At 63.8% G+C, this 25604-nt stretch carries 21 protein-coding genes and 1 riboswitch; of the genes, 6 read left to right on the top strand and 15 right to left on the bottom strand.

Annotation, left to right across the window (positions count from 1 at the left end; translation table 11 throughout):
• Positions 1-78: 78 nt before the first annotated feature.
• Positions 79-1371 carry a putative hydroxymethylpyrimidine transporter CytX gene (gene cytX / locus QMX85_RS10170; RefSeq protein WP_282340540.1) on the bottom strand — a complete coding sequence of 431 codons (1293 nt, stop codon included), beginning with the start codon at positions 1369-1371 and terminating at the stop codon, positions 79-81.
• Between the two features lie 127 nt (positions 1372-1498).
• Positions 1499-3394, bottom strand: coding sequence for a phosphomethylpyrimidine synthase ThiC (gene thiC, locus QMX85_RS10165; RefSeq protein WP_282340538.1), 1896 nt, complete (start codon positions 3392-3394; stop codon positions 1499-1501).
• A gap of 81 nt (positions 3395-3475) precedes the next feature.
• A riboswitch (TPP riboswitch) is annotated at positions 3476-3582 on the bottom strand.
• Positions 3583-3774: 192 nt separating this feature from the next.
• Here thiC and QMX85_RS10160 point away from each other — a divergent pair.
• Positions 3775-5250, top strand: a complete 1476-nt coding sequence (locus tag QMX85_RS10160) for a TolC family outer membrane protein (protein ID WP_282340536.1) — start codon at positions 3775-3777, stop codon at positions 5248-5250.
• A gap of 261 nt (positions 5251-5511) precedes the next feature.
• Here QMX85_RS10160 and waaA read toward each other — a convergent pair whose 3' ends face one another.
• Positions 5512-6780: a lipid IV(A) 3-deoxy-D-manno-octulosonic acid transferase gene (gene waaA, locus QMX85_RS10155; protein ID WP_282340534.1), complete on the bottom strand. Its 1269-nt coding sequence runs from the start codon at positions 6778-6780 to the stop codon at positions 5512-5514.
• Positions 6781-6920: 140 nt separating this feature from the next.
• On the opposite strand from waaA, the gene QMX85_RS10150 reads away from it, so the two are divergent.
• From QMX85_RS10150 to QMX85_RS10135, 4 genes are all read left to right on the top strand, one after another.
• Entirely contained in the window at positions 6921-7253 is a 333-nt protein-coding gene (locus tag QMX85_RS10150; protein WP_090225819.1) for an SMR family transporter, read from the top strand.
• Between the two features lie 91 nt (positions 7254-7344).
• Entirely contained in the window at positions 7345-8520 is a 1176-nt protein-coding gene (locus tag QMX85_RS10145) for an FAD-dependent oxidoreductase (protein ID WP_282340531.1), read from the top strand.
• Positions 8517-9326, top strand: coding sequence for an aldo/keto reductase (locus tag QMX85_RS10140; RefSeq protein ID WP_282340530.1), 810 nt, complete (start codon positions 8517-8519; stop codon positions 9324-9326). The genes QMX85_RS10145 and QMX85_RS10140 overlap by 4 nt, the downstream gene beginning before the upstream one ends.
• 42 nt (positions 9327-9368) lie before the next feature.
• On the top strand, positions 9369-10277 hold the full coding sequence (locus QMX85_RS10135; RefSeq protein WP_282340528.1) for a metal ABC transporter ATPase: 909 nt from the start codon (positions 9369-9371) through the stop codon (positions 10275-10277).
• 142 nt (positions 10278-10419) lie between these two features.
• Here QMX85_RS10135 and hldE read toward each other — a convergent pair whose 3' ends face one another.
• From hldE to msbA, 4 genes are all read right to left on the bottom strand, one after another.
• Positions 10420-11841: a bifunctional D-glycero-beta-D-manno-heptose-7-phosphate kinase/D-glycero-beta-D-manno-heptose 1-phosphate adenylyltransferase HldE gene (gene hldE / locus QMX85_RS10130; protein WP_282340526.1), complete on the bottom strand. Its 1422-nt coding sequence runs from the start codon at positions 11839-11841 to the stop codon at positions 10420-10422.
• A 158-nt stretch (positions 11842-11999) separates the two neighbouring features.
• Positions 12000-13265, bottom strand: coding sequence for an O-antigen ligase family protein (locus QMX85_RS10125; RefSeq protein WP_282340524.1), 1266 nt, complete (start codon positions 13263-13265; stop codon positions 12000-12002).
• A gap of 11 nt (positions 13266-13276) precedes the next feature.
• Entirely contained in the window at positions 13277-14068 is a 792-nt protein-coding gene (locus tag QMX85_RS10120; RefSeq protein ID WP_282340521.1) for a glycosyltransferase family 2 protein, read from the bottom strand.
• Between the two features lie 78 nt (positions 14069-14146).
• Positions 14147-15925, bottom strand: a complete 1779-nt coding sequence (gene msbA, locus QMX85_RS10115; RefSeq protein ID WP_282340542.1) for a lipid A export permease/ATP-binding protein MsbA — start codon at positions 15923-15925, stop codon at positions 14147-14149.
• A 130-nt stretch (positions 15926-16055) separates the two neighbouring features.
• Between msbA and QMX85_RS10110 the strand changes: the two genes are divergently transcribed.
• A complete protein-coding gene (locus tag QMX85_RS10110) occupies positions 16056-16685 on the top strand; it encodes a phosphotransferase (RefSeq protein ID WP_282340519.1) in 630 nt (209 codons plus the stop codon).
• A 4-nt stretch (positions 16686-16689) separates the two neighbouring features.
• Here QMX85_RS10110 and QMX85_RS10105 read toward each other — a convergent pair whose 3' ends face one another.
• From QMX85_RS10105 to QMX85_RS10070, 8 genes are all read right to left on the bottom strand, one after another.
• Entirely contained in the window at positions 16690-17583 is an 894-nt protein-coding gene (locus tag QMX85_RS10105) for a glycosyltransferase family 2 protein (protein ID WP_282340517.1), read from the bottom strand.
• 11 nt (positions 17584-17594) lie between these two features.
• Positions 17595-18356 (bottom strand): hypothetical protein, encoded by a 762-nt coding sequence (locus tag QMX85_RS10100; protein WP_282340515.1) that lies wholly within the window; start codon positions 18354-18356, stop codon positions 17595-17597.
• A gap of 33 nt (positions 18357-18389) precedes the next feature.
• Positions 18390-19310 (bottom strand): glycosyltransferase family A protein, encoded by a 921-nt coding sequence (locus tag QMX85_RS10095; RefSeq protein ID WP_282340513.1) that lies wholly within the window; start codon positions 19308-19310, stop codon positions 18390-18392.
• Positions 19307-20440, bottom strand: coding sequence for a glycosyltransferase (locus QMX85_RS10090; RefSeq protein ID WP_282340511.1), 1134 nt, complete (start codon positions 20438-20440; stop codon positions 19307-19309). The genes QMX85_RS10095 and QMX85_RS10090 overlap by 4 nt, the downstream gene beginning before the upstream one ends.
• A complete protein-coding gene (locus QMX85_RS10085; protein WP_282340509.1) occupies positions 20424-22181 on the bottom strand; it encodes a carbamoyltransferase in 1758 nt (585 codons plus the stop codon). Before QMX85_RS10085 ends, QMX85_RS10090 begins: the two co-directional genes overlap by 17 nt.
• Positions 22182-22341: 160 nt before the next feature.
• Complete coding sequence (locus tag QMX85_RS10080; RefSeq protein ID WP_282340507.1) at positions 22342-23523, bottom strand: hypothetical protein; 1182 nt, start codon at positions 23521-23523, stop codon at positions 22342-22344.
• A complete protein-coding gene (locus tag QMX85_RS10075; protein WP_282340505.1) occupies positions 23520-24437 on the bottom strand; it encodes a polysaccharide pyruvyl transferase family protein in 918 nt (305 codons plus the stop codon). Before QMX85_RS10075 ends, QMX85_RS10080 begins: the two co-directional genes overlap by 4 nt.
• The gene (locus QMX85_RS10070) at positions 24434-25591 is read right to left on the bottom strand and encodes a hypothetical protein (RefSeq protein WP_282340503.1); all 1158 of its coding nucleotides are present in this window, start codon (positions 25589-25591) and stop codon (positions 24434-24436) included. Before QMX85_RS10070 ends, QMX85_RS10075 begins: the two co-directional genes overlap by 4 nt.
• Between the last annotated feature and the right edge of the window lie 13 nt (positions 25592-25604).

Here is a 25604-nt window from a genome sequence, read left to right as displayed (position 1 = left end):
GGCGGCCGGGGCCGCGTCCCGCCGCATTCCGTCCCTATGATGTGCCGCGGGGGGCGCCGCGCGCGCCCCGCGCCTAGCTCATGCGACCGTGGACGCCTGCCGGCCGCGCCGCGACCAGCCGAACGCGAGTTGCAGCACGCCGGCGAGCAGCAGCGACGGCAGCGTCGCGCCCACGTCCGGTGCCAGCTGCGCCAGCAGGTGGTAGATGACCGCACCGCACGCCCAGGCGACCAGCGCATCCCAGCGCAAGCCGGCCGGCGCCACGGCGGCGCGGCGCTGGCGCAGCACGAAGTGGTCGACCAGCACCACGCCGAACAGCGGCGCGAACACCGAGCCGATCATCAGCAGGAAGTTCTGATACTCCGCCAGCGGCGCGAACAGCGCGATCAGTGTGCACAACGTACCCAGGCCCAGCGCCAGGTGCTCGACCTTCAACGCCACCAGGGTGCCGCTGGACACCGCCGCGGAGTGGATGTCGGCGAAGGCGTTTTCCGACTCGTCCAGCAGGATCAGCAGCAGCGGAATGCCCAGTCCGGCGCCGGCCAGCGCCAGCAGCAGGGCGTTCATCTCGCCGCTCGGGGCGAAGGCCAGGGTGTAGGCCACACCCAGGCTCATCAGCCAGACGTTGCCGCAGAAGAAACCCGCCGCGCTGCCGGCGAACACCCGCCCGGCCGCCTTGCCGAAGCGCGAGTAATCGGCGATCAGCGGCAGCCACGACAGCGGCATGGCGATGGCGATGTCGAAACCCAGGGCGAACGGCAGCGAACCGTCGCCGGCGCGCGCCCACAGCTCGCCAAGGTCGGCCTTGTCGAAGAGATTCCAGGTCAGCCACAGGCAGGCGCCGAGCAGCAGCCAGATGCCCCACTTGCGCAGCACCCGGCGCACGAAGGTCAGCGGGCCGCTCACCGCCAGCAGCGTGGCCAGTGCGCCAAAGAACAGCGTCCACAGCCATGGGCTGGTCAGCACGCTGCCCTCGGCGAACACCTTGCCGGCCAGCAGGCTGGCGGCATCGCGCATGACGATGATCTCGAACGCCCCCCAGCCGACCAGTTGCAGCAGGTTGAGCAGCGCCGGCAGCATCGCACCGCGGCTGCCCAGGCTGAGTTTCAGCGCTGACATCGCCGACAATCCGGTATCGGCGCCGATCACCGCCACCGCGCCGAGCAGCAGCACGCCGACCGCGGTGCCGAGCAGGATCGCGCCGACGCCGCCCGCCAGGCCGAGGCCCGGCGCCAGCAGGCCGCCGAGCTGCAGCACCATCAGCCCGATGCCGAGGGAGAACCACAGGGAAAACAGATCGCGCGCGCCCAGCACGCGCTGAGCGGCAGGGACGGCAACGCCGGGGGAATAGGTGCCGGAAGGAAGAGGCATCGTAGGGGGCTCGTTCAGGTGAAAGACGGCTGCGGACTGGCCGCAGCGCTGTGTATTCGTAGGGTGGATGACGCTTCATACCTCCACCCGTGGTGGCCTCGGCAAAAGCGTCGTCCAGCCAAGCGCATCAGACCTGTTTGTAGATCACCGAACCCTCGCCCTTGAAGCGCTCGGCCTGCTCGCGGAACCCCGCCTCGACCGCCTTGCTCTCGTCGGAGAGGCCGTTGTCCTTGGCGTAGTCGCGGACTTCCTGGGTGATCTTCATCGAGCAGAACTTCGGCCCGCACATGGAGCAGAAGTGGGCGACCTTCGCCGAGTCCTTCGGCAGGGTTTCGTCGTGGTAGGCGCGGGCGGTGTCCGGGTCCAGGCCGAGGTTGAACTGGTCTTCCCAGCGGAACTCGAAGCGCGCCTTGGACAGCGCGTTGTCGCGGATCTGCGCCCCCGGATGCCCCTTGGCGAGGTCCGCCGCATGCGCGGCGATCTTGTAGGTGATGATCCCGGTCTTGACGTCATCCTTGTTCGGCAGGCCCAGGTGCTCCTTGGGCGTGACGTAGCAGAGCATGGCGCAGCCGAACCAGCCGATCATTGCCGCGCCGATGCCCGAGGTGATGTGGTCGTAGCCCGGTGCGATATCGGTGGTCAGCGGGCCGAGGGTGTAGAACGGCGCCTCGTCGCAGCATTCCAGCTGCTTGTCCATATTCTCCTTGATCAGTTGCATCGGCACGTGGCCGGGGCCTTCGATCATGCATTGCACATCATGCTTCCAGGCGATCTTGGTCAGCTCGCCGAGGGTTTCCAGCTCGCCGAACTGAGCGGCGTCGTTGGCGTCGGCAATCGAACCGGGGCGCAGGCCATCACCCAGGGAGAAGGACACGTCGTAGGCCTTCATGATTTCGCAGATGTCGTCGAAGTGGGTATAGAGGAAATTCTCCTTGTGGTGGGCCAGGCACCACTTGGCCATGATCGAGCCGCCACGGGAAACGATGCCGGTGACGCGCTTGGCGGTCAGCGGCACATAGCGCAGCAGCACGCCGGCGTGGATGGTGAAGTAATCCACGCCTTGCTCGGCCTGCTCGATCAGGGTGTCGCGGAACAGCTCCCAGGTCAGGTCTTCGGCCACCCCGTTGACCTTTTCCAGCGCCTGGTAGATCGGTACCGTGCCGATCGGCACCGGCGAGTTGCGGATGATCCACTCGCGGGTTTCGTGGATGTGCTTGCCGGTGGACAGGTCCATGACCGTGTCCGAGCCCCAGCGAATGCCCCAGGTCAGCTTGGCCACTTCTTCTTCGATGGACGAACCCAGGGCGCTGTTGCCGATATTGCCGTTGATCTTCACCAGGAAGTTGCGGCCGATGATCATCGGCTCCAGCTCGGTGTGGTTGATGTTCGCCGGGATGATCGCGCGGCCGCGGGCCACTTCCTCACGGACGAACTCGGCGGTGATCTCCTTCGGGATGCTCGCGCCGAAGCTGTGTCCGGCGTGCTGCTGGTCGAGCAGGCCCGCGGCGCGGTGTTCGGCCAGTTTCATGTTCTCGCGGATGGCGATGTATTCCATCTCGGGCGTGATGATGCCCTGCCGCGCGTAGTGCATCTGGCTGACGTTCCTGCCGGGCTTGGCGCGGCGCGGGTTGCGCACGTGGGCGAAGCGCATCCGCGTCAGTTCGGGATTGGCCAGGCGCTCCTGGCCGAACCGCGAACTCAGCCCGTCGAGCAACTCGGTATCGTCGCGATCCGCGATCCACGCCGAGCGCACATCGCCCAGCCCCTTGCGCACGTCGATCTGCACGGCCGGATCGGTGTAGGGGCCGGAGGTGTCGTAGACCAGCACCGGGGCGTTGATCTCGCCACCGAAGGCGGTCGGCGTGACGTCCAGGCTGATTTCGCGCATCGGCACGCGGATGTCCGGGCGGCTGCCTTGCACGTAGATCTTCTGCGAACGGGGAAACGGCTGGATGGACTGCTGGTCGACCCGAGCGCTGTCGCTGAGGTTGGCACGGTCGTCTTGTTGTTGTTTTACGGTCATCGGCTGGCTCCTGGCTGAATGTCGGAGCGAACCTGATGAAGCAGAGGTGCACCAGGACCGGTGCCGAGAGGAGCCGCCCTAGGGCGAGCACATCTTGTTCCCTACGCAGGCCTTAACCTGATCAGGTTCAACGGGATCCGGAACTCTCCGATCTCAGCCTCCGATTCGAGGCACCCCGACAAGAACGGCCCCAGTCTAAACAACCCCCGGCGATAAAACCAACCCCAGCGCAGGGTCATCGTCCGGAGGTTAAATGATGATTTGTCATCAACCCCGGCACAAATGGCCGGAGAGCCCGCCAATCAACGGCCATGGCGCGCTTGACCGGCATGGGTGGTGCACTTAGCCTTGCCGCTCTCGAAACGAATCTAGGAACGATCATGCTGCGCAGACTTTCGCTGGCTGTCGCTGTGGCTGCGGCTTCCTCCGGCCTGGCTCAGGCACAAGAAGTGCCCCTCTCCAGCAAGACCGACCTGGTCACCGTCTACCAGGAAGCCGTCAACAACAACGCCGACCTGGCCGCCGCCCGCGCGCAGCTCGCCGCCCGCCAGGAACTGGTGCCCCAGGCGCGCGCCGGTCTCCTGCCGTACCTCAGCGCCGGCGCCTTCACCGGCGACACGCGGACCAAGATCGATACCAGCGCCGGCAGCCAGAAGGTCGATCGCAACGCCTTCTCCTATCAGGCCAACCTCAGCCAGCCGCTGTTCCGCGCCGACCGCTGGTTCCAGCTGCAGGCCGCCCAGGCGACCAGCGAACAGGCCGCGCTGGAGTTTTCCGCAACCCAGCAGAACCTGATCCTGCAGACCGCCGAGACCTACTTCGCGGTGCTCCGCGCGCAGGACAACCTGGCCGCCACCAAGGCCGAGGAATCCGCCTTCAAGCGCCAGCTCGACCAGGCCAACGAGCGCTTCGACGTTGGCCTGTCCGACCGCACCGACGTGCTGCAATCCCAGGCCGGCTACGACACCGCGCGGGCCAACCGGATCATCGCGCAGCGCAACGTCGACGACGCCTTCCAGGCGCTGATCACCCTGACCAACCGCGACTTCCCGGCCGTCGAGGGCATCCGTCACACCCTGCCCGTGCAGACGCCGGTGCCGAACGACGCGAAGTCCTGGGTCGACACCGCCGCGCAGCAGAACCTCAACCTGCAGGCAGTCAACTACGCGGTCAACGCCGCCGAAGAGACGCTGCGCCAGCGCAAGGCCGGCCACGCACCAACCCTGGATGCCGTCGCCAGCTACGAGAAGGGCGATAACGATGCGCTGGGCTTCAGCAATTCCGGCGCCAACGAGGCGCTCGGCGCCGCAGCCGGGATCAATCTTCCGCGCTACAACGGCGACGTCGAGCAGACCAGCATCGGCGTGCAACTGAACATCCCGATCTTCAGCGGCGGCCTGACCAGTTCCCAGGCCCGCGAGGCCTACCAGTTGCTCAACCAGGCCGAGCAGCAGCGCGAAAGCCTGCGCCGTCAGGTGGTACAGGACACCCGCAACCGTCACCGCGCGGTGAACACCGACGTCGAGCAGGTCGCCGCCCGGCGCCAGTCCATCGTCTCCAACCAGAGCGCGGTGGAAGCCACCGAGATCGGCTACCAGGTCGGCACCCGCAACATCGTCGACGTGCTCGACGCGCAGCGCCAGCTGTACGCCTCGGTGCGCGACTACAACAATGCGCGCTACGACTACATCCTCGACAACCTGCGCCTGAAACAGTCCGCCGGCACCCTCAGCCCGGCCGATCTGGAAACCCTGGCCAGCTACCTCAAGCCCGACTACGATCCGGACCGCGACTTCCTGCCACCCGACCTCGGCGCCACGGAGCGCGAGCAGCGCAACAAGACCCCGCAGCTCTGAGCAACACGCACGAAGAGAAAAGCCCGGCAAATGCCGGGCTTTTTTTACACGTCGATCATACGCATGCGCCCACCTCGACGTAGGGTGGGCCACGCCCACCGCAACGGAGCCCGGCGACATACTGCCCGATGGGTTACGGCGCCAATCACCGCAAACGCCCGCACCCACGCAGCACGCCTGACCCACCCTACGGAAGCCCCGCACCGCGACGTAGGGTGGGCCACGCCCACCGCAGCGAAACCCGGCGATACACCGCCCCGGCTAATCCAGCAATCGCCCCAGCCCCGCCAGCAGCCGCCCGAGCGCGCCCTCGTTGGCCCGCATCACGCGCAGGCCGGCGTCGGCCATGGCCTGGGCCTGGGCGCGGTCGGCGAACAACCCGTCCAGGCGGTCGGCCAGGGCTTCGCCATCGGCAACTTCCACCAGCGCGCCGGCTTCGCGCAATTGCGCGGCGATGTCGAGGAAGTTGAACAGGTGAGGACCGCTGAGCACCGGTTTACCCAGCGCGGCGGGCTCCAGCAGGTTGTGCCCGCCGTTCGGCACCAGGCTGCCGCCGACGAACGCCAGATCGGCCAGCGCGTAGAGAAACAGCAGCTCGCCCATGGTGTCGCCGACCAGCACCGAGGTTTCCGCGCCCGGGAGCTCGCCGGTGGATCGCCGCACGCTGCCGAAACCGCTCTGCCGGCACAGCTCGAACACCGCGCCGAAGCGTTCCGGGTGGCGCGGTACCAGGATCAGCAGCGCATCGGGACGGCGCCCCAGAAACTGCCGATGCGCCGCCAGCAGCACCTCGTCCTCGCCCGCGTGGGTGCTGGCGGCGATCCACAGTGGCCGCGCCGTGGCCTGCCACGCCTCGCGCAACGCGGCGGCGCGTTCGATCAGCGCCGGGTCGATGCTCAGGTCGAACTTGATCGATCCGGTCACCTCGACGCACTTCGCCCGCGCGCCCAGTTGGCGGAAACGCTGCGCCTCCACCTCGCTCTGCACCGCGATCAGCGCCAGCTCGGCAAGCATCGGCGCGGTGAGCCTGGCGAAACGCGCATAGCCCCGCGCCGAGCGTTCGGACAGCCGTGCATTGGCGAGGGCTACCGGAATGCCGCGGCGGGCGCACTGGTGGATGTGATTCGGCCACAGCTCGGTTTCCATGATCACCGCCAGCCGCGGCCGCAGCCGGCGCAGGAAGCGCGCCGCCGCCCACGGCAGGTCGTAGGGCAGGTAGCAATGGGCGACCTGGTCGCCGAACAGCGCACGAATGCGCTCGGAGCCGGTGGGGGTCATGCAGGTGACGGTGATCGGGAGGTCCGGGTAGCGCTGGCGCAGGGCGCGGATCATCGGCGCCGCGGCGATGCTTTCGCCCACCGACACCGCATGTACCCATATGCCGCCGGGAGCGACCTCGGGCAGCGCCAGGGCGAAACGTTCGCCGATGCGCTGGGCGTAGGCCGGAGCGCGGCGCGCGCGCCAGAACAGGCGGGCGACGATGATCGGCAGGGCGAGGTGGAAAATCAGGCTGTAGAGGCGTCGGTTCATGGGCGCGCAGCGTAGCAAAAAACCGGCGGAATTTTCCGCAGGCGCGTGCGCCTCGGCGGCAGCGACGCCGACGGGCCGAACCCAGCCCTGCGGACGCGGCGCAGCGATTAGAATCCGCCGCTCGATAAGGAGTCCCGAACATGACCGGTTACCTGTATCTCGGCATCGCCATCGCCGCCGAAGTGATCGCCACCACGTCGATGAAATCGCTCGCCGGTTTCAGCAAGCCACTGCCGCTGGCCCTGGTGATCTGCGGCTACGGCCTGTCGTTCTGGATGCTCGCGCTGGTGGTGAAGAGCATTCCGGTCGGCATTGCCTACGCGATCTGGGCGGGCCTGGGCATCGTCCTGGTGAGCATCGCCGCAGCGCTGATCTACGGGCAGAAACTCGATCTGCCCGCCATCGCCGGCATGGCTCTGATCGTCGCCGGCGTGGTGGTGATCCAGCTGTTCTCCGCCAGTACCGGCCACTGAGCGGCCTCCGGCGCCTGCTTTGTCACAGCTTCCTGCAGGCGACAGGCAGCGGTTTATACTCCCCTTCCGTTTTCGAACGACGAGCCCTCGAATGTCCAACGCTTTGCATACCGATGTCCTTATAGTCGGCGGCGGTGTCGCCGGCCTCTGGCTCAACGCCCGCCTGCGCCGCGCCGGCTATTCCACCGTGCTGGTGGAAAGCGGCGCGCTCGGCGGCGGACAGAGCCTGAAGTCCCAGGGCATCATCCACGGCGGCGCCAAGTACGCACTGCATGGCGCGCTGACCGGCGCCTCCGAAGCCATCGCCGACATGCCGCGACGCTGGCGCGAGGCGCTAGCCGGCAGCGGCGAACTGGACCTCGCCGGTGTGCGCGTGCTGTCCGAAGCCCATTACCTGTGGTCGCCCGGCACCCTGGCCGGCAACCTCACCAGCTTCTTCGCCAGCAAGGCAGTGCGCGGCCGCGTCGATCAGGTGAAGGGCGAGCAACTGCCGCCGGCACTGCAGCATCCCAGGTTCAAGGGCAAGGTCTACCGACTTGCCGAACTGGTCCTCGACGTGCCGAGCCTGATCGCGCGGCTGGCCGAACTCGCCGGCGACAGCCTGCTGGCCGGCCAGCAGGTCGCGCCCCTCGAAGAAAACGGCCAACTGGTGGGCCTACGGGTCGACGACCGCGAAATCCGCGCGCAGCGCGTGGTGTTCATCGCCGGCGCCGGCAACCAGGATCTGCTCGCCCGCCTGAACCTCGCCCAGCCGGCGATGCAGCTCCGCCCGCTGCACATGGTGCTGGTCAAGGCGCCAACGTTGAAACCGCTCTACGCGCATTGCCTGGGCGGCGGTAGCAAGCCGCGCGTGACCGTCACCAGCCATCCGGCCGCCGACGGCCAGTGGGTCTGGTACCTGGGCGGCGACCTCGCCGAAGCCGACGGCGTGGCGCGTAACGAAGCCACGCAGATCGGCGCCGCGCAGAAGGAGCTGCACGATCTGTTGCCCTGGATCGACCTGTCGCAGGCGCAATGGGCAACCCTGCGCGTGGAGCGCGCCGAGCCGCAACAATCCGGGCTGACCCGCCCCGACAACGCCTTCCTCGCCGAACAGGGCAAGCTTCTCGTCGGCTGGCCGACCAAGCTGGCGCTGGCGCCGGACTTCGCCGATCGCGTGTTCGTCGCCCTCGAGCGCGACGGCATCCGGCCCGGCGAGAAATCCGCCGCCGAAACTCTGCCACGCCCGCCGGTCGGCCAGCCGGTGTGGGAGGAACTGTTCGAATGAGCGTCGCGACCCTGCACGACCTGCATCGCCCCCTCGGCAGCACCGGCCTGACGGTGTCGCCGCTCGGCCTGGGCACGGTGAAGCTGGGCCGCGATCAGGGCGTCAAATACCCCAGCGGCTTCCGCATCCCGGACGACAGCAAGGCGCGGCAGCTGCTCGCGCTGGCCCGCCACCTGGGCATCAACCTCATCGATACCGCGCCGGCCTACGGGCGCAGCGAGGAACGCCTCGGCCCGCTGCTGCGCGGCCAGCGCAACGACTGGGTGATCGTCAGCAAGGTCGGCGAGGAATTCGACGACGGCCAGTCGCACTTCGACTTCACTCCGGCGCACGCGCGCCGTTCGCTCGAACGCAGCCTGCAGCGTTTGGAGACCGACTTCATCGACCTGCTGCTGATCCATTCGGATGGCAACGACACCGCAATCCTGCGCGACAGTGGACTCTACGAGGCGCTGGCCGACTTCAAGCGCGAGGGCAAGATCCGCGCCTTTGGACTATCCGGCAAGACCGTCGAGGGCGGTCTGCTGGCGCTCGAACAGGGCGACTGCGCGATGGTCACCTACAATCTCGCCGAACAGGGCGAGCGCCCGGTGCTCGACCGCGCCGCCGAGCTGGGCAAGGCGATACTGGTGAAGAAGGCGCTGGCCAGCGGCCATGCCTGCCTCGGCACGGGTGTCGACCCGGTGCGCGCCAGCTTCGAGTTGCTGTTTTCGCACCCCGGCGTCACCGGCGCCATCGTAGGAACCATCGATCCGCTGCACCTGTCGCATAACGTGGCGACCGCCGCAACGGTGATCGCCGGATAACAACAAGCCGCCCCAGCGGCGCCGACCTGCCAAGGAGTCAAGATGCCGCGCACCCTCGCCCGCAAGGACCCGAGCTCCTTCAAGACCCTGCCGCTGCTGGTCGAAGCCACCCCGGACGGGCTCAGCTACCGCAGCCTGGGGATGCCGCTCAACTTCACCCAGATGCTCGAACGCCGGCGGCCGCTGCAAATCGACGACGGCCAGCGCTTCTCTGCCGAGCTGGCCAACCTCGGCGTCTCGGTGCGCCTGACGCTGAGCTGGCAAGGCCGTGAGTACTGGATTCTGGTGCGCCAGCGCCGCCACGATCGCGGCGATGTGGTGCTCAAGCTGATCTCCGGCTACGTGCCGGCCCACGAACTGAACCTGCCGCTGCTCACCGCGATCAACGAAGTCGCCGAAGAGTGCCTGCTGGAAACGCCCGACGGCTGGCTCGCCGGGCGGTTCGGCGATACCTGGCTGCCGACGCCCTACCAGAGCGTGCTGCGCTACCGCGAGCTGGCGCACTTCCGCCTCAGCCCGCTATCGGGTGCCGCGCGCCCGGTGCAGTGCGGCAACCTGCGCCTGCTCGAGCGCCCGCGCGCCTACGTGCACCTGCCCACCGCGTCGCTGCAACTGGTCTACGACATGCGCCTGGACCTGCCCAAGGAGACGCGCCTGCCGAGCCTGTTCCACGTCGACGAAGTGCTCGAAGAAGGCAAGCTGGTCTCGCGCCTGGATCGCTCACGGGGCGATATCTACCTGGTGGCCCTGGACCAGCGCCGCCCGACCGGCGAGTTGCTGCGCCTCAAGCGCGGCGTGTTGCTGCCGGTGAGCACCCGCGGACTGTGGCTGGCCGAAAGCTTCGCGCCGCAGGAAGGCTGGCTGGTACGCGACGAGCGCGCCCCATGGAAAGACTGGCTGGCCCGACAGAACGTCGCGGCGACGCCGCAGCCGGCGAAAGAGCAGGGTTGAGACGCCCTCCGCCTCACGGCATGTGGGGGCGGTTGGAGCCGAAGCAGGAAGATCGATGAGGTCGAGCCCTCCGGCGCCATTGACGGATGCCCGCCGGGTTCGGCATCGGGCCGGATCGAAGACCCGGCTCGGACGCCAGCCTCTAGCGGCTGCGGATTTTCTCGACGATGGCAGTGGTGGAGCTGTTCTCAACCAGGCCGAGCACCCGCACCTCGCCGCCATAGGCCTTGACGATGGAGGCGCCGACCACGCCCTCGATGCCGTAGTCGCCGCCTTTGACCAGCACGTCCGGCTTGAGCTGTTCGAGCAGGTTTTCCGGAGTGTCTTCGGCAAAGCTGACCACCCAGTCCACCGCGCCCAGGCCGGCCAGCACGGCCATCCGCCGATCCACCGAGTTGATCGGACGGCCAGGCCCTTTCAGACGACTGACCGAGGCATCGTCGTTGACCGCGACGACCAACCGATCGCCTTGCGCGCGCGCCTGTTCCAGGTAGGTCACGTGCCCCGCATGGAGGATGTCGAAGCAGCCGTTGGTGAAGACGATCTTCTCGCCGTGGGCGCGCGCGTCCTCCATCGCCAACTGCAACTGTTCGAGACCCAGCACGCCGCGCTCCGAACCTTCTTCGCGCTGAACCGCGCGGCGCAACTCGGGAGCACTGATCGCCGCCGTACCCAGTTTGCCGACCACGATGCCCGCCGCCAGGTTGGCCAACGCCACCGCCTGGGGAAGCGCCTCGCCCGCCGCCAGCGCGGCGGCCAGGGTGGAAATCACCGTGTCGCCCGCGCCGGTGACGTCGAACACCTCCCGCGCACGCGCCGGCAGGTGCAGCGGCGGCTGATCGGGGCGCAGAAGCGTCATGCCATGCTCACCGCGGGTGACCAGCAAGGCGCCGAGTTCGAGATCGCTCATCAACTGCGCGCCCTTGGCGACCAGATCGGCCTCGTCCGGGCAGGCGCCGACGATCGCCTCGAACTCCACCAGGTTCGGCGTGATCAGCGTGGCGCCGCGGTATATCTCGAAATTCTTGCCTTTCGGATCGGCCAGCACCGGTATCCCGCGCGCGCGCGCCGCCTGGATCAGCACCTGGTGGTTCTTCAACGCGCCCTTGCCGTAGTCGGAAAGCACCAGCACACGCACCCCGGCCAGCAGGCGCTCGACCTCCAGCGCCATCGCCGCCGCGTCGGTCTCGAACGGTTCCTCGAAGTCCATCCGCAGCAACTGCTGATGACGGCTGAGTACGCGCAGCTTGACGATGGTCGGCTGGTGCGCGATGCGCTGGAAATGCGCCGAGACCTTGGCCGCGGCCAGGCTGTCGCCCAAACTCTGCGCGGCCTCGTCCTCGCCGGTGACACCCACGAGAAACGCCGGCGCGCCGAGCGCTGCGATGTTCAGCGCGACGTTGGCCGCGCCCCCCGGACGATCCTCGATCTGGTCGACGCGCACGACGGGGACTGGCGCCTCCGGAGAAATCCGCGACGTGCCGCCATGCCAATAGCGGTCGAGCATGACATCACCGACCACCAACACCGGGGCCTGATCGAAACGGGGCATGGACAGCTTCATGGGTAACTCCGGACAGCGAAATCGGCGCGGATAATAACATGGCGGGCCGAGGTGACATCCCGCGCAGCCGCCTGGCGCGGCGCCGCAGGAGTCTCGGGTTAAAGCAAGGGGAACGTATCGGCGGCGCTACTTCCTTCGGAGGAAAACGCCGCGTTTTTTCAGAGTTTCTCTTTCACACCCTGGCGCTTGGCTAACGGCGCCGTTATCTGCCGATGCTGCACGGCTCCCGACAACGCAAAAGCCCAGGCGACCGGCAACCAGAACCATAGCCACAGAAGATTGGGCGTGGATACGAAGGAGCTGAAATCGAAGAGCATCCCCAACGCGCCGCCGACCAACACCGCAAGCCAGAACAGCGCCAGCGGCTCTTTTCGTTGTGCCCAGAGCCGGTTCCCGGCAAAAAGCAGCACTGAAGCGAAGCCGCTCAGACCAACCAACCCGTAGTTGAACAGCACTTCCATGTAGATGCTGTGGGCGTGCGCGATCAGGACGGGCTTCCCGCCACCCAACGGGCGATGACCCAGCATTCGGCTAAGGCTGGTGTCGGCGCCATGGCCGAATAGCCAGTGGTCCGGCATCAGATCCAGCACCATCGCCCAAATCTCGTCGCGATTGGTCAGCTGTCGGTTGAATAGCTCGTAGGCGAGGCGCTCATGGAAAACCACCACTACGACCATACCAATCGCCAAGCCCGCGAGTAGCAGGCGCCCTCTCTGCCGGGGTTCGACGCCGAAAAGCATCACGATGCCGCAGCCCACCAGGGTGGCCAGCCAGCCCGTCCGGCCATAGGTCAGGTAGATGTAGGCGGCGACGGCTAGCGCACAGCACAGGAGCAACATCTGCAGCCAACGGCCTCTTGCCTGCAGCAGAAGCCAGCAGGCCGTCACGCAGGAAAAGCCGAGCTCGAGGGCCGCCAGAATGCTGTTTTCGAATTCTGCGAAACCCGGAACGCCGGAGCCTTCGATACTTCCCTTTCGATACTGGAAATTGAGCATGCCCGCCGCGTGCAGGTTGAAGATGCTGAAGAGTGCCACCCCGGCTGACACCACCACCATCAGCATCAACAGCCCCCTCATCGCTCCGGGGGCCTTGCTTACGACGCACCTCACCGCAACCAGCAATGCAATCAGCAATGCCACCCTGCGGGCCGTCTTGCCATCGCCCAGACAAATGCTGTTGGCCGCCAAGTAGGCCATGAAGCCCAGCAGAACAAATGCAAAGGCATTGCCCTGCAAAAAAGGGCGGATGCTTTTCCATTCCGCCAGCGCCAATAGCAGGGCAGCGAACAGGGAGGCGCGGATGAAGGCGGCCCAGGAGGTGGTCTCTCCGTACCAGTAGAAACGGCCGACCAGCAATGCGAAGAACGACAACAGGATGAGCAGTAGCCGGCAGCGTTGTGCAGCATCGAATAGCCGGGAGCTCAAGACAATAGCCCTCAATCGAACCCGCAGAGGGCAGCGCCAATCAAGGCGCCGACGCCGAGGACCGCCAGGGCCGCCAGCACGCGCATCGCCCGACGCAGCGCCTTCCTCTTTTTCTTGAGCGCGTCCTGGGGGTTCCAGACGTGATTTTCTCCGCCGATATGCAGGACGGCGTCCGACTCCAGTATGACCGCGAAAAACTGTCGCTCGGCATAAGCCCTGGACAGGCCCGACTCACCCGCCGCCGAGGACTCGAAACGGGCGAAGGGAGCCAGGGGACGATAGTCCTGCAGACGACGCAAGCCTGGATTGAAGGTGAACCCCTGCCACGAAGGATTGCTCGACAGCAGCCGTGAACACGCCTCGCGCTCGATGACGTAGCGCTCGCCCAGCGAATGAAAGGGGTAACTGATGCGGACGTCATGGGCAAAGCTTCGCAACCAGACGACGAGCACGGAAGGCATCTGTTCGAGAATTGCCCTGGATGCCTCGACGAAGCCACGGCGATAGAACTCCCAATCGTCCTCACAATGGAAAATGAAGGGTGTTTTCACCGCCCCATAGGCCAGATCGATGGATGCAAGCTGACCAATCTTCGGTCGATTGACGAAAATTTTCGTGTGCTCCTTCCATTGAGCAGGTAATGCGTCGGCTACCGCATCACTTCCCGAGTCCTCCGTGATGATGACCTGGTTAATTGGCGCGGTGTTGAACGCATCGAAGGTTTCCAGCGTCCTGGCGAGCAGATCGAAACGTCCGCAGCTGGTCACTACCAGGGTGATATCGCTGTCACCGCTAAATTTCATGGGGCAAAAGTCCGATTAAGGCGCGGTAACATGATTATCGAACCCGAAGCTGATACGGCAGAAACACGCAAGAAACCATCAGTGGGAGGACTGCTCATCCCGAGCGAGCTCTTCGAACTTGTCATGCAACTTGGCGTAGTAGCCATTGGCATCCAGCAACTGCTGGTGCGAGCCGCGCTCAACGATGCGTCCCGCATCCATAACCAGAATGGTATCGGCCTTCTCGATGGTCGACAGGCGATGCGCGATAACCAAGGTGGTGCGCCCCTTCATCACTTCATCCAGAGCGGCCTGGATATGCCGCTCGGACTCCGTATCCAGCGCGGAGGTCGCCTCGTCGAGAATCAGCACCGGGGCATCCTTGAGCAAGGCGCGGGCGATGGCGAGGCGCTGACGCTGACCACCCGACAACAGCACACCGTTCTCACCGACCAGGGTATCGAAGCCCTGAGGAAGCTGATCGATGAACTCCTTGGCGTAGGCATCTTCCGCTGCACGCACGACAGCCTCCCGCGGCGCCGTGGACAGATCGCCGTAGGCGATATTGTTGGCAACGGTGTCGTTGAACAGCGTGACGTTCTGGGTAACCAGCGCGATATGCTTGCGCAGGTTGCGCAAGCGATACGCTTCGACGGGCACATCGTCGAGCAGGATCGCGCCCGGCTCGCCCTGGTAGAAGCGCGGAATCAGGTTGGCGAGCGTGGACTTACCGCTCCCGGAGCGCCCTACCAGAGCAACCATCTGCCCCGGCTCGACGTGAAAGCTGATGTCGTCGAGGATCAGTTTTTCCGTACCCGGATATGTGAAACTGAGATTACGAACCTCCAGCGCACCGCTGACGCGCTCCTTCTCTACCGTCCCCTCGTCCTTCTCTGGCGCCTCGTCGAGTTGATCGAAGATGCTCTCCGCGCCTGCGAGACCCTTCTGGATGGTCGAGCTGACCTCCGAAAGCTGGCGAATCGGTTTGGGAAGCAGGCCTGCCGCGGTGATGTAGGCCACTAGGTCACCGACCGTGGAGTCTCCGCGAAGGAACAACACCAGGAACATGAGCAACGCCATAGCGCTGTAGGTGACGAACTGGAGGCTCGGAGTGTAGATCGCCGAAGTCCGCGTCATCCGCAACTGCTTGCGCATGTTGTCTTCGCTGGCGGCGAGGAATCGCTCGCTCTCATAGCGTTCGCCGCCAAAGCTGCGGACCACCCGGTAGCCCTGAATGGTTTCAGACGTGACATGCGTCACCTCGCCCATTGCCCCCTGGATTTTTCGACTCTGGCTGCGAAACTTGCGGCTGGACGTGCGTACCATCAGCGCAATGACCGGAAGGATGGCGACCATGACCAATGTCAGTTTCCAGTTCATCCACACCAGATAGCCGAACAGGAAAATAACGGTAAGACCTTCCCTGACCATCACTTTCAGCGCGTCTGTCGCCGCACCGGTAACCATGCTGACGTTATAGGTAATCCGCGAGATCAGGTGCCCGGATGCATGGTTGTCGAAATATCGATTGGGCAATGTAAGCAGGTTATTGAACAGTGCTACGCGCAGATCCTGAACAAGCCCAAGCGCAACTCGAGCCAGATAATACCCCCCCAAAAAAGAACCTATGCCCTGCCATACCGTAATGAGCAACAATGCAAGCGGAACTGCATACAGCAGCTGCATCTCGCCAAGAATGGGCAACTGCGTAATATTTTTTTCAGGATGGGCAATTCCATCCACGAAGTACTTCAACAGCCCGGCCATCATGGGCTGAGTGGACGCAAAAATAATGTAACCCAGCATACTTACAGCAAACATCACCCAATAACGACGCACATAACTCAGCAGGCGCATATACAGCCTGAAACTGGACATTGTATTAGATTTGCTTGTTGAATCGGTCATTGGCCACTGCTGACGGAAAGGAAAAAGAGACTATACCATCGAAGGACACGGGCCTAAACACTCGTTAGAATCCGCGGACATGATCTCGTCGGAACACACCATGCTGCCCATGAGCGCCATCGCCTATCAAACCCTCACGTCAGGCGCTGAGGTACTCGAAGCTGACGGCCACGGGCCCAAGGTGATGAGGTTGGCTACCGGAGATTTCCTCAAGCTTTTCAGGCGTAAACACCTGATTTCCTCAGAGGCTTTCAGGCCTTACGCTCAGCGCTTCGCTGACAATGCCTACGCCCTCAGCGCGCTTGGCGTTCCCGTGCCGGAGATCGTCGGGGTGTACCGCCTGTCCAGCCCCAAACGCACAGCCGTTCGTTACAAGGGGCTTCCCGGCATAACGCTAAGGCAGGCGATGAACAGTGTTGCCCCGCCCCAAAGGCGGGACCTCGCCAACCGCTTCGGTCAATTACTGGCGCAACTCCATGAAGCCGGGGTCTACTTTCGATCACTGCATCTGGGCAACGTATTGTTGTTGCCAGACCTACGACTAGGGCTCATCGATTTCGCGGACATGCGCCTCGAGCGAAAACGGCTTTCGCTCTGGAAGCGAAGAAGAAACCTCAAACACATGCAGCGCTATGAGGAGGATCGCCGATGGCTGTTTGAAGAGAACATCGACGACCTGAAGAGAGGATATAAGGAAATATCTGATCAGGAAGAGTTTTTTAACGAGTGACGTCTTAGGCGGACCGCCTACCCGTCAATCGTGAGGCACAGCTAACCCATACGTACTTACGGAATCGTTTGAACGTCTTTCGATTCCAGTCCCGCAGCGGCAACATTCTGAATAAGGCTGCAGCAAACACCAAATCTTCCTTGACTGCCCGCTTCAATGCGCTATTGACCAACGCCTGATACGCCAGCCGATACCCCGACTCCTGCCGATAAGCATCAATCAACCGCAAACAAATATAAAAATTTTCCTTGTATTTAGAAGATTTGTTCTCCGAGTGCCTTCTATAGTAAGAAAGCATATCGCCTAGAATGGCAACATCGTATCCCGCATGCGCTATTTTCAACTCCATCTGCAAATCCTGAATATCCAGGGATAAATCGAAACCACCTATCTCGAGCATTGCCTTACGACGATACATCGACGTGGGCCCACCTACCCAAAGATCTTCAACACTGAATAGCTCGTGGAAACCATAAACACCAAAGCTCTTTACAGGAGCACCTGCAATCTCTCGACCATTACTATCAATATAAACGAAGTTTCCTCCGCAACAGCCGACATTAGGATTCCTCTTTAAAAAATCAACTTGTTTGCTGATCCGATAAGGAGGCATCACATCGTCAGCATCGAATATCACCACGTACTCGCCACTGGCAACCTTACAACCCGCTTCAGAGGCCACGGTAACGCCTCCATTGGGTTGGTCTATCACCAGAAACCCGTGGCTCGCTTGAAGATTACGCATGACCTCAAGACTGTCGTCCTGGGAACCGTCGTTGACCACAATCAACTCGATGCGAGGATAATCCTGAGCAAGCACCGATGCTATCGAGGAACTTAAATAGCGCCCATGGTTGTAACAGGGGATGATGACGGTCACCAAAGGCAGATCGCTCACGTCATGCCCGCCTAGCATCCAAGTCGCTTCTTCAAACGCGCCCACTCTCGCTTGAGCTTCCCGGACAAGCTGTGTTTGAGGAAGTATCTTTTGGCATATTGCTCGTGGCTTTCCTGGTTGCAACGAAGAACAAAGGGGCGATAGTCGAACAACTCGCCATCAGCCACCAGAGAATTCGCCAAAGCAACGAAGGACTGCACCACGACCGTATTTCGAGACTCAAACAAATGCAGGTACTGCCCTTCGAAGATGGTGAACAGGCCGTAAGTCAACGTATCACCCAGCAACCACAGAGGTACGGCAGAGCACGTTGGATAGGCCAACTCTACCGGGACACCTCGTTGGCGGGCAACTGCGGACAATCTTCCCGCAACGTCATACTGCTCACTGGCTTTTAGAGAGGGTGCATCCAGTAAGCGCCAGGTTCGCCCGGTAAGCGCCAGAAACATTGGTGCCGCATAGATGAATCGATGATCGATATGATTCGCCGATTGAGCGCACCCGAATATCGCCCCATCCTGCGCCACTCTCACGGCGCGCCCTACGGCCTCAGCTGACAAGGGAATACAGTCAATATCAACGATAATGACTACCTCATCATCGGCTGCCGAATCGAGCATCTTCTCCATCCAGGCGCCATGATCGACCCCATGAAGATTTTGCTGTTCTACTGGGTAGCCAAAAAGGTTGAAAACACGAGCCTGGGCCGAAACCAGATCCGGCCTGACATTATTCCAGTACAGCGAAACGATACGAACCTTATCGCAAGGCATACAACTTCTCTTTAAAAATATACACGAAATAAATCAATCACCCATCCCACGTCTGCAGCCCCTGTAGCTGGGCTTGAACAGGAGATGACGAAACCTCTTGAACAACTGGCCATCCCAATGAGCCAACGGGACCTGGAAAAGCAATCTCCAGGCGTAAGCCTTGTCATCCGTTACTGCGATGCGCAACGCCTTCGTTATCAGCTTTGACTTTGAAGAAGAATAAGCGGCACACCCCTTATAGTCTTGAATCACTTGTAGACCATATAAGTATTCAGACTTGTATTGCTTGGACAAGCTATCGGGGTGCTTCCTGTACAGCGTAACTATCTCCGGCAAAATATCGACGAAGTAACCCTCATGGGCAATCTTCAGGGTCATCTGAAAGTCCTGCACCTTGATCGCCGGATCGTACCCGCCCACCGCGATCATCGCGTCGCGGCGATAGACGGCGATGTTGCCGCCGACCACCAGGGCCTCCGCGAGCGCCCGATCAAAATCGTAGCGCCGTACTTCGCGCTTCTTGTCTTTCTTGGGTAGAAGCGTTCCCTGCTCATCAATGCGGATCGCCACGCCTCCCAGGCACCCCACTTCGGGATGTTCGCTCAGATAGGCCGCCTGCACCGCCAACCGCCCCTGGGGCATGATGTCGTCGGCGTCGAAGGTCGCTACGAATTCACCCTCCGCGAGCGCCAAGGCCGTGTTGAGCGCGGCGCTCACGCCCTGGTTCTCCTGCCTCACGAACAGGACACGGCGTGCCCGCGAACCTGGCTCCGAGGCCTCGATGGTGCGCTCGATGACGCTGGCACTGTCATCAGTGGAGCCATCGTCGACGACGATCAGTTCGAAGTTGCGATAGTCCTGCTCCAGAACACTGGTTAGCGCCTCGCCAACGAAATTGGCGTAGTTGTAGCAAGGGACCAGTACCGAGACCAACGGCACCACGGGTTCGCTCATCGGTATGCCTCCAGCCGCTCCATACGCGACATCAGTTCCGTGAATCGAGCCTGCGCCGCCCTGTCGGAAAAGCAGCTATCCAGCCGCTCGGCCATAGCCTGGCGCCTGTCGGCGGCCTGAGGTGCATCGGAACGCGCCAAGCTCAGCAAGTGCTTCGCCAGTACGCCGGCATCACGGAGCGGGAACAACATCCCCACCCCTTTGACCACCTCGCGCCCTCCTCCGCAGTCGCTGCAGATGATCGGCACACCCGCGGCCATGGCTTCCAGCAGCACCATGCCGAAAGGCTCGTGGTCGGAGCTCAGCGCGAAGACGTCGAAGGCCTTGAAGTAGCGACGTGCATCGGGCACCTGGCCGAGGAACGCGACCTTCGGTGCGATGCCCAGCTCGTGGGCAAGAGCCTTGAGTTCGCTCTCCAGGCGACCGGTTCCGATGATCGTCAGCAGGCTGTTGGACGGCAGCTCCGGCAGCGCGGCGGCGAAGCCACGCAGCAGTGTCGCCTGGTCCTTGTCCGGATGGAGGCGGCCGACGTTGCCGACGATCCAGGCCCCATCCGGCAGACCCAGCTCCGCGCGGGCGGCGGCGCGGTCGATCTGGAAAGCCTGCACGGCGGCCACGTCGATACGGTTGTAGAGCGTCTGGATGCGCTCGGCAGGCCATTCGGTGAGACAGCGGCGCATGTCGTCGCGCACGGCGTCGGAAACGCCGAGCAGCGTCAGGCGACGGCGAAAGAGGCCGACGAACGCGCGGCGCATCAGCCGCGTGTAGATGCCGAATGCGTGGTGCACGCCAATCACCGGCAACCGGGTGGCCAGGCAGGCGATGTAGATCGGCTTGAAACGGTGGGCGATGCACAGCTGCACGCTGCGCAGGCGGGCGATCTGGCGAATCTCGCGGATGGCGCGCAGCTTCAGGCCGCGGATGTCCCGGGAGCTGTAATCGAGGAACAGCACCTCGTCGGACGCGCAACCGGCCGCCACCGCCGGATCGGGCGCGCCGGTCAGGAACACCGTGGTCACCTTGTAGGGCGTCCCGGCGAACAGCACCGCGTACTGACGGGCGCAATCAAGGAAGGGCCCGTCATAGCCATGGCAAATCTGCAGAACGCGCGGCTCAGCCGATGGGGTCATGCCAGTCCATCCCGTCTTTGGCAACCAGGATGTCTTCCATGATCAGGTACGGCAGATCGGACCCGTAGAACATGTTCAACGCATCGGTCGGCGAGCACACCATCGGCTCACCGCGGCGGTTCAGCGACGTGTTCAGCGAGACACCGTTGCCGGTGAGGTCTTCCAGCGCCTTCATCATGTCGTAGTAGCGCGGGTTGTACTCGCGCTTGAGTACCTGGGCGCGGGAGGTGCCGTCCTCGTGGACGACCTCTCCGACGCGGTTCTTCCACTCGTCGTTGACCTCGAAGGTGAAGGTCATGAACGGCGACGGATGGTCGACCTTGAGCATCTGCGGGGCGACGGTATCGAGCATCGACGGGCAGAACGGGCGCCAGCGCTCGCGGAACTTGATCTGCGCGTTGATCCGGTCGGCGACGCCGGCCACGCTCGGGCAACCGATGATCGAACGTCCGCCCAGCGCACGCGGGCCGAACTCCATGCGCCCCTGGAACCAGGCGACCGGATTGCCGGCCACCATGATCTGGGCGATGCGCTGCGGCATGTCGTCGATGCGCTTCCATACCGGCTGGCTCGGGTGACGCGCGCAGGCAGCGATGATGTCCTCGTTAGAGTAGGCCGGGCCGAGATAGACGTGTTCCATCTTCTCCACCGGCACGCCGCGCTGATGCGAGACGTAGGCAGCAGCGCCCACCGCGGTGCCGGCGTCGCCGGAGGCCGGCTGGACGAACAGTTCCTTCACCTCGGGCCGCGCGATGATCTTCTGGTTCAGCTTGACGTTCAGCGCGCAGCCGCCAGCGAAGGCGATCTTGCCGGTCTGCCTGATGATGTCGCCCAGGTAGTGATCCATCATCTGCAGCGCAAGCTTCTCGAACAGCGCCTGCATGCTCGCCGCGTAGTGGATGTAAGGGTCGTCGGCGATGTCGCCTTCGCGCTTGGGCCCCAGCCACTCGATCAGCTTGGGCGAGAAGTAGAAGCCCTTGCCCTTCTCCTTGTAGCGGCGGAAGCCGATGACGTTGGCGTAGTCGGTGTTGATGGTCAGCTCGCCGTTCTCGAAGCTGGCCAGCCGCGAGAAATCGTACTTGGCCGCGTCGCCGTAGGGCGCCATGCCCATCACCTTGAACTCGCCATCGAGCATCTCGAAGCCCAGGTACTCGGTGATCGCACCGTACAGGCCGCCCAGCGAATCCGGGTCGAAGAACTCCTTGATCTTGTGGATCTTGCCGTTCTCGCCGTAGCCGAAGAAGGTGGTGGCGTACTCGCCCTTGCCGTCGATACCCATGATCGCGGTCTTCTCGGTGAAACCCGAGCAATGGTAGGCGCTGGAGGCGTGTGCCAGGTGGTGCTCGACCGGCTCGATGCGGACCTTCTTCAGGTCGAAGCCGAGTTGCTGCAGGCACCATTCGATGCGCTTGTGATAGCGCTTGTAGCGGCGGTTACCGAGCAGGATGGCGTCCAGCGCGCGCTCAGGCGCGTACCAGTAGCGCTTCGCGTAGTGCCAGCGCGCCTTGCCGAAAATGCTGATGGGCGCGAACGGAATCGCCACCACGTCGACATCCGCCGGCTGGATGCCGGCCTGCTCCAGGCAGAACTTCGCCGACTCGTAGGGCATGCGGTTCTTCGCGTGCTTGTCGCGAACGAAGCGCTCCTCTTCCACTGCCGCGATCAACTTGCCGTCGATGTACAGCGCGGCGGAGGGATCATGACTGAGCGCGCCGGAAAGGCCGAGAATCGTGAGTGACACAGCGTTGCCTCTTGAGTTTGGATGACCACGTCAAGTGGGTCGTGCCCGGCGCGAGGCCGGCCGCGGCGACCTTCATCCGGAAGGGGGAAGCGGGGCGGCACCGAGCAGCAAAAAACAGGGATTATATCGCGGCGCCCGTCGAAATCGGTAATTCAGCCCGTCACTCAAGGTCGCGTCCGGCACCTCGCCGCGTCAAGCGGCGAAAATGCCCCTTGAGCCGGGCAAATCGCTTGCGCCACTTCAGGCGCAGCACGGCCAGCCATATGGGCCGGCGCAATTGCCGCTGCAAGGCGGCGATCAATGCGCGCTCTTCCGGCCGATTCTGCCTAAGCAGCTCGATATTCTCCTCTAGGTAGATGCGCAAGCCGTCGCGCGGGAGAAGAGTGCGCGCAACGTCCCGGGTCTCCAGCGGCAGCGGGAAGCTGGTGAACTGTTCCAGGCGATTCAGCGCATGCAGGGAAACCATGGTCCGCAGGCATTTTTCACAGCGGCAGCAGTTGTACATCCCGTCGACCTTGCCCCAGCAGACCCGCAGATACGTCTGCGCCAGCGGCTCGCTGGAGATGCGCTTGATCTTGTCGATCCGCTCGGCCTCGCAGGCATCGTGGACGATGGCGAGACGTTCATCGGAAAACAGCGGATCGGTATCCAGCCAGGAGCCCCAGGGCTTCTGGTGCCGCAGGCTGTGGGTCCCGGGAACGCGCACTTCGCCGATATCGCCGGCCAGCGCGCGGGCGACACTCATCAGGGCGAAGCCGTGCCCGTGAATAGGCCAGGAGCCGAAGTCCTGGATCACCTTGCCGAGGTTGCTTTCCACCTCGATGAAGCGCGTCCCGGTGCCCTCGGCCACGGCGGCTCCCATCGCGCTCACCGCCGCACGTCGCGGCAGGTCGTCCAGGCGCACGTCGAAGCCGTGGATGTACAGGATGTCGGTAAGCTCTTCCCGCCCTTTGATCAGGGTGAAGAAGGAGTCGACGCCGCCGGAAAAGAAGGCCGCCTTGCGCGGCCCGGCCTGCGGGGCCGGCTGGTACATCGAATCGGCCTCGATCGGCACCGCGAAATATTCGTCGAAGCTTGCCTCGAACAGCGCCATTACCTGTCTGACACCCGCCAGGTAAGTCGCCGACAGCGCCCCCTTGACCCGAATCGGCCGACGCAGCTTCATCGCCGCCAGCAATGCCAGCGGCAGCGCCGCATCGAGTCCGGGCTGCCGTTGCAAGCCGTTGCTGCGGATGAAGACGTCGTAGTGCCGATCGCCGAGGTCGACGCGGTAGGTCACCGTCGATTTCTCCGACGGCTCGCGCGACCAGTCCGAGGAAAGCTCTGAAACGATGATGCTCACGTTGTGGACTCCGCTTCGGCGATGCCTGGTTCGCCAGCGTGGACGCGACTGAACGCCCGGCCGAACTCGGCGGCGATCTCGAGTTTCAGCGACTCGATATCCAGCGGCGGCGGATTCCAGTCGATCCCGCGCGCCAGATGCAGGTTGCGCAACGCGGCCAGGGGCCCGGAATTGTGCACGTAATGGATACCCACCAGGTCCTCGATGATCTTCACCCGATAATCATCGCGCCGCGCCGCGTCGTAGAGAAACACGACGGGAATGCCCATGGCGATGCAGGGCATCGCGCAATGGATCTTCGAGGTGATGACCAGACGCGCGCGTCGGCGGTACTGGTCCAGCAGTTCGCCGGCAAGCTCCAGGCGCAAACGCGTGTTGCCAATCGGCAGGCGCAGCTTGGCCTGGTCGACGACGACCGCACGTTTGCGAATCGAAGCCGGCACCGTCCGCCGAGCCGCCGGGCTGAGACCGACTAGAAACACCTCGCCCTCGCCTTCGGGCGACCGCTCGCGCCGTGGCAGGGTCAGGGTCACGCAACGGCTGTAATACGCCTGCACGCCATGCCGTTCGAGCAGTGCCTGCGTGCCGCGATCCCTGCAGCCGATGGGCTGCCAGCGGCGCAGGTAATCGATGCCTTCGGGGGAGCAGATCACCGCCTGCGCGGGGGCCGAGATATGGAACGCGAAGAACACCGGGCTCACCTGGGCGGAGGGCGGCCAGTTCCCGGTGTTCATGAAGAAGCCATTCATCGGCACGGTGCAGGGCTCCGCGACCTGGTTCAGGGCCTCACGCGACACATAGCCATCGACGCGCGGCACCAGGCGGCTGACGGCCAGTGTCTGGATATCGTCACCCAGGTTGACGAATCGCTCGAATATCGCGCCGGTGTATTCCAGCAAACAGATCGGCCTCACGTGGCGTTCCTTATTTTCCTGATAACCCGCCGCCATTTGCCGCGTATTTTCCTGCCGCGCAGGATCAGCCTGTTGCGCCACTGCGGTCGCTCCAGCACCTGTTGCCAGGCCCGCGCCAGAGGGCTGTCGCCCAACCCGCGGGCCGACAGCAGGCGGACGTTCTCACGGGCGAACTTGATCAGGGAATCGTCGTACATCACCAGGGCGCGGACGCGCTCCAGGGCCACCTGTGGCGGAAAGGTCGCGCTGTCTTTGAGAGCGCCCAGGGCAGCCAGGGATGTCATGGTGCGCAGGCACTTCTCGCAGCGCCCGCAGTTGTAGCTGCCCTCGACCCGCTCCCAGCAGACCCGCAGATGAGCCAGCGCCAAAGGGTCCGCGGCCAGCGCCTCGACCTTGTCGATCCGTCCGGCCTCGCACCCGTCGTGGATGACCTCCAGACGCTCGTCGGAGAACAGCGGATCGGTCTGCGGATGGGATGCCCAGGGCATCAGGTCGGCTTCGGCGAACGAGGACGGAATGTAGATGCGGTCCAGATAGTCGGCCAGGTGGCGCGCCGCGCTGCCCAGCCCATAGCCGTGGCCATGCAGTCCCCAGCGCCCGAAGTCCTTGAACAGGCGGATGGCGTTGGTCTCCAGCTCGATGAAGCGCACACCGGTCGCCTGCTCTATCGCGCGGCCCATATCGCTGATCGCCTGGCGCCGCGGCAGGTCGTCCAGCGCGACGTCGTAGCCGTGCACGAAGATCAGATCGGTGATTTCCTCGCGGTGCTTGAGGAAGGTGTAGAACGAGTCGACGCCGCCGGTGAAGAAACTGCCGACACGCCCGGTGGCCGCTTTCGGGCGGGAAACCAGGGCTTGCGCGGTGATCGACACCGGCCGATAGCGTGCAAACCAACCGGTGAACGTCTGCATGAGCTGGCGCTGGTTGGCGAGGAACTGCGGCGAGAGCATGCCCGGCAAGCGCAGGTCCTTATCGGTGGCCATCGCCCCCAGCGCGGCCATGGCCAGCAGCGCTTCGCCATCGCCGGACAGCGGAATACCCGCGGCGGCGAAATAGACCGGGTAGCGCCGCTCGCCGAGCTGCAGCTGATAGTCGATCCGGTTGCCGCTCGAAGTGCCCGGCGCCAGCGAAGCGACCTGCCGGGTGTCCGTCATGTGCACATCCTGC

The sequence above is a fragment of the Pseudomonas sp. PS02288 genome, assembly GCF_029959715.1.
Lineage (GTDB): Bacteria > Pseudomonadota > Gammaproteobacteria > Pseudomonadales > Pseudomonadaceae > Pseudomonas_O > Pseudomonas_O kuykendallii.
The sequence above is the reverse complement of the archived record's forward strand: the minus strand, read 5'-3'. Positions and strand labels throughout refer to the sequence as shown.

Excerpts from the sequence above, each read along its gene's own strand:
- cytX (WP_282340540.1), bottom strand. The coding sequence starts at position 1,371 with ATGCCTCTTCCTTCCGGCACCTATTCCCCCGGCGTTGCCGTCCCTGCC.
- thiC (WP_282340538.1), bottom strand. The coding sequence starts at position 3,394 with ATGACCGTAAAACAACAACAAGACGACCGTGCCAACCTCAGCGACAGC.
- QMX85_RS10160 (WP_282340536.1), top strand. The coding sequence starts at position 3,775 with ATGCTGCGCAGACTTTCGCTGGCTGTCGCTGTGGCTGCGGCTTCCTCC.
- waaA (WP_282340534.1), bottom strand. The coding sequence starts at position 6,780 with ATGAACCGACGCCTCTACAGCCTGATTTTCCACCTCGCCCTGCCGATC.
- QMX85_RS10150 (WP_090225819.1), top strand. The coding sequence starts at position 6,921 with ATGACCGGTTACCTGTATCTCGGCATCGCCATCGCCGCCGAAGTGATC.
- QMX85_RS10145 (WP_282340531.1), top strand. The coding sequence starts at position 7,345 with ATGTCCAACGCTTTGCATACCGATGTCCTTATAGTCGGCGGCGGTGTC.
- QMX85_RS10140 (WP_282340530.1), top strand. The coding sequence starts at position 8,517 with ATGAGCGTCGCGACCCTGCACGACCTGCATCGCCCCCTCGGCAGCACC.
- QMX85_RS10135 (WP_282340528.1), top strand. The coding sequence starts at position 9,369 with ATGCCGCGCACCCTCGCCCGCAAGGACCCGAGCTCCTTCAAGACCCTG.
- hldE (WP_282340526.1), bottom strand. The coding sequence starts at position 11,841 with ATGAAGCTGTCCATGCCCCGTTTCGATCAGGCCCCGGTGTTGGTGGTC.
- QMX85_RS10120 (WP_282340521.1), bottom strand. The coding sequence starts at position 14,068 with ATGAAATTTAGCGGTGACAGCGATATCACCCTGGTAGTGACCAGCTGC.
- msbA (WP_282340542.1), bottom strand. The coding sequence starts at position 15,925 with ATGTCCAGTTTCAGGCTGTATATGCGCCTGCTGAGTTATGTGCGTCGT.
- QMX85_RS10110 (WP_282340519.1), top strand. The coding sequence starts at position 16,056 with ATGCTGCCCATGAGCGCCATCGCCTATCAAACCCTCACGTCAGGCGCT.
- QMX85_RS10100 (WP_282340515.1), bottom strand. The coding sequence starts at position 18,356 with ATGCCTTGCGATAAGGTTCGTATCGTTTCGCTGTACTGGAATAATGTC.
- QMX85_RS10095 (WP_282340513.1), bottom strand. The coding sequence starts at position 19,310 with ATGAGCGAACCCGTGGTGCCGTTGGTCTCGGTACTGGTCCCTTGCTAC.
- QMX85_RS10090 (WP_282340511.1), bottom strand. The coding sequence starts at position 20,440 with ATGACCCCATCGGCTGAGCCGCGCGTTCTGCAGATTTGCCATGGCTAT.
- QMX85_RS10070 (WP_282340503.1), bottom strand. The coding sequence starts at position 25,591 with ATGACGGACACCCGGCAGGTCGCTTCGCTGGCGCCGGGCACTTCGAGC.